The sequence below is a fragment of the Streptomyces sp. 15-116A genome (genome assembly GCF_025290915.1).
Lineage (GTDB): Bacteria > Actinomycetota > Actinomycetes > Streptomycetales > Streptomycetaceae > Streptomyces.
In genome coordinates this window covers 1-3122 of record NZ_JAOCQE010000451.1, presented here as the reverse complement: position 1 = coordinate 3122, position 3122 = coordinate 1, and the positions used below count along the sequence as shown (strand labels likewise).

Annotated in this window: 4 protein-coding genes and 1 pseudogene; 4 read left to right on the top strand and 1 reads right to left on the bottom strand. The window is 76.0% G+C overall.

Going from position 1 to position 3122, the window contains the following annotated elements:
* Positions 1-44: 44 nt before the first annotated feature.
* The 4 genes from N4P33_RS34205 to mmpA all read left to right on the top strand — a co-directional run bounded on the left by N4P33_RS34205 (position 45) and on the right by mmpA (position 2735).
* Positions 45-1007: an oxidoreductase gene (locus N4P33_RS34205; RefSeq protein ID WP_260830816.1), complete on the top strand. Its 963-nt coding sequence runs from the start codon at positions 45-47 to the stop codon at positions 1005-1007.
* A gap of 71 nt (positions 1008-1078) precedes the next feature.
* Positions 1079-1402, top strand: coding sequence for a plasmid stabilization protein (locus tag N4P33_RS34200; RefSeq protein ID WP_260830815.1), 324 nt, complete (start codon positions 1079-1081; stop codon positions 1400-1402).
* Between the two features lie 417 nt (positions 1403-1819).
* Entirely contained in the window at positions 1820-2527 is a 708-nt protein-coding gene (locus N4P33_RS34195; protein WP_260830814.1) for an endonuclease V, read from the top strand.
* 61 nt (positions 2528-2588) lie between these two features.
* Positions 2589-2735: a morphogenic membrane protein MmpA gene (gene mmpA, locus N4P33_RS34190; RefSeq protein ID WP_260830813.1), complete on the top strand. Its 147-nt coding sequence runs from the start codon at positions 2589-2591 to the stop codon at positions 2733-2735.
* 22 nt (positions 2736-2757) lie between these two features.
* On the opposite strand, the pseudogene N4P33_RS34185 reads toward mmpA, so the two are convergent.
* Positions 2758-3122 (bottom strand): annotated as a pseudogene (locus N4P33_RS34185) (saccharopine dehydrogenase); the annotation flags it as partial.

Sequence of the window (3122 nt, the reverse complement as noted above, 5' to 3'; positions counted from 1 at the left end):
TACCGGCGCAGGCGGACGGGCCCGGGGCCCCGGCCGGGGCAGCGCTGGGGACGCCGCACTGGGCGCTGAAGGACAGCGGCGCTCCCGACGTACGGTTCCGCGGGCTGGCCGCCGTCAGCCGGAACACCGCCTGGCTGGCCGGCACCCGGGGCACCGTCCTGCGCACCACCGACGGCGGGCGCAGCTGGCGGAACGTCTCGCCGCCGGGCGCGGGGGAGTTGCAGTTCCGGGACGTCGAGGCGTTCGACGCGCGGCGGGCCGTGGTGCTGGCGATCGGCGAGGGCGAGGCGTCCCGCGTGTACCGCACCGACGACGGCGGCCGCACCTGGACCGAGTCCTTCCGCAACACCGACGCCCGCGCCTTCTTCGACCACCGCCACGGACTCGCCATGAGCGACCCGGTGGACGGCAGGTTCCGCATCCTGTCGACCCGCGACGGCGGCCGGTCCTGGACGGTGCTGCCCGACACGGGCATGCCGCCGGCCCTGCCGGGCGAGGCGGGCTTCGCGGCGAGCGGCCAGTGCCTGGTGTCCTCGGGACCGAAGGACGTCTGGATGGCCACCGGCGGGGCGGCACGCGCGCGTGTGCTGCACTCCGCTGACCGGGGCCGCACCTGGACCGTCACCGACGCCCCGATCCCGGGCGGCGACCCGGCCCGCGGAGTGTTCGCGCTCGCCTTCCGCGACCGCACCCACGGCCTCGCCGTCGGCGGCGACTTCCGCCCCGACCAGCCCTCGGCGGACGCCGCCGCGCACACCGCCGACGGCGGCCGCACCTGGCGCCCGGCCACCGCGTCCCCGCCCGCCTACCGCTCCGGTGCCGCCTGGCTCCCGCACAGCCGCCGCGCCGCCCTCGCGGTCGGCCCCACCGGCACCGACCTGACGACCGACGGCGGCCGCACCTGGCGCACCGTCGACACCGGCTCCTACGACACCGTCGACTGCGCACCGGACCTCGGCTGCTGGGCGGCGGGGGAGAAGGGACGGGTTGCCCGCCTGGAGCACTGACGCATGCGGGGTGTCCTGTTCGCTGCCAACGTGGGTACCCGTTCGCGGTACGCGAGAGGAAGTGAGCGGACATGCCACGCGGGTCCAGCCCGAAACGGGAGCGTCAGTACGAACACATCAAGGAGAGCGCGCAGGACCGGGGCGAGAGCGCCGGCCGCGCCAAGGAGATCGCCGCGCGGACGGTGAACAAGGAACGCGCCCGCTCCGGCGAGTCCAAGTCCGCCAGCCGCACCTCGACGCAGGACATGTCGTCCGGCAAGCGGGGCGGCCAGCGGTCCGGGAAGGGCTCCCAGGGGCCCACCTACGACCAGCTCTACGAGGAGGCCAAGCGCCGCGGCGTCGAAGGCCGTTCGAACATGAACAAGAGCGAGCTGCAGCGGGCGCTCGGCAAGTGAGCCGCCCCGCGCGGACACGGCCGACACAAACCCCCGGCGCTGAGCGGCGATTCCCTCTCGGCACCGGGGGTTTCGCCTGCACCGGGACGGGGTCGGCGCGGGACCCGGGCGTCTATGCGGCCGACGGGGCAGCTCCGCGCCGGCCCAGGCACCTTGCGGCCTATGGGGCAAGCCTCCGCGCGGTAACCGGGGCGTCTCGCGGCCCACGGGGCGGCTCCGCGCCGACCCGGGCATCTTGCGGCCTATGGGGCAGCCTCCGCGCGGGGACCCAGGCGTCTCGCGGGCGACGGGGCGGCTCCGCGCCGACCCGGGCATCTTGCGGCCTATGCGGCAGCCTCCGCGCGGGTAACCGGGGCGTCTTGCGGCCCGGGGCGGCTCCACGCGTCTGCTGGGCAACGCCGTAGGCTCAAGGGCACCATGACGACCGTACGCATCCCCGACGACTGGCCCGTGACCGAGGAGCAGGCCCGCGCCGTGCAGGACGCGTTGCGCGCCCGTGTGGTGCTCGACGAGGCGGGACCGCCGCCCGGCACGGGGCACGTCACCGGGGTCGACGTGGCGTACGACGACGCACGCGACGTCGTGGCGGCGGCGGCCGTCGTGCTGGACGCGGCGAGTCTGGACGTCGTCGCCGAGGCCACCGCGACCGGCCGGATCTCCTTCCCGTACGTTCCCGGCCTGCTGGCCTTCCGTGAGATCCCCACCGTCCTCGCCGCCCTGGACGCCCTGCCGTGCCCGCCGGGCCTGGTCGTCTGCGACGGCTACGGCCTCGCCCACCCCCGCCGCTTCGGCCTCGCCACCCACCTCGGCGTCCTCACCGGACTGCCCACGATCGGCGTCGCCAAGAACCCCTTCACCTTCACCTACGCCGACCCGGACACCCCGCGCGGCAGCACGGCCCCGCTCCTCGACGGCACCGAGGAGGTGGGCCGCGCCCTGCGCACCCGGGACGGCGTCAAACCGGTCTTCGTCTCGGTCGGCCACCGCGTCACCCTCGCCGGCGCCTGCGCCCACACCCTCGCTCTGACCCCGTCCTACCGCCTCCCGGAGACCACCCGCCGGGCGGACGCCCTGTGCCGCAGGGCCCTGCGCGAGGCGACCACCGCCCAGGACCCCGCGATCTGAGTACGGCGCCTGAGTACCCGGACGGATGTCCGGCCCGGGGCCTCGGCGGAAGGCTGGGCGCATGACAACGCACCGTGCACCCAAGCCCGTTGCCGCCCCCGGCCGGACCGTCGAGCGGGGCGTGATCGTCGCGCTGGTCCTCGCCGTGCTCGCCGCGCTGGGGTGGATCGCCGGGATGATCTACACCGTGGCGGAGTGGCCGCTGTAGCGCCCGCCGGTCCCGGTGCGCGTCAGCGGCTCGCGGCGACCCGGAAGCGTATGCCCGCCCGCCGCAGCCGCTCGATCAGCGCGTCGCCCATCGCCACCGCGGTCGTCACCTGGCCGGACGTCGGCGGCAGGTCGTCGAACGCCATGGACAGCGCGGCCTCGGCGAACATCTTCGCCGTCTCGTCGTAGCCGGGGTCGCCGCCCGAGACCTCCGTGAACACCCGCCGTCCGCCGCCCTCGCCCACGAACCGCACGGAGAACCAGCTCCGCGCCCGCTTCTCGGCGCTCGGCCCCTCACCGGGCTTGAGCCGGTCGGACAGCCTGCGCCGCAGCGGCGGCACCTGCGCGGCCGCGACCAGCGCGCCCACCGCCGCCACCCCGCCCACCG

Coding starts and splice junctions, on each gene's coding strand:
- N4P33_RS34200 (WP_260830815.1), top strand. CDS start 1,079: ATGCCACGCGGGTCCAGCCCGAAACGGGAGCGTCAGTACGAACACATC.
- N4P33_RS34195 (WP_260830814.1), top strand. CDS start 1,820: ATGACGACCGTACGCATCCCCGACGACTGGCCCGTGACCGAGGAGCAG.
- mmpA (WP_260830813.1), top strand. CDS start 2,589: ATGACAACGCACCGTGCACCCAAGCCCGTTGCCGCCCCCGGCCGGACC.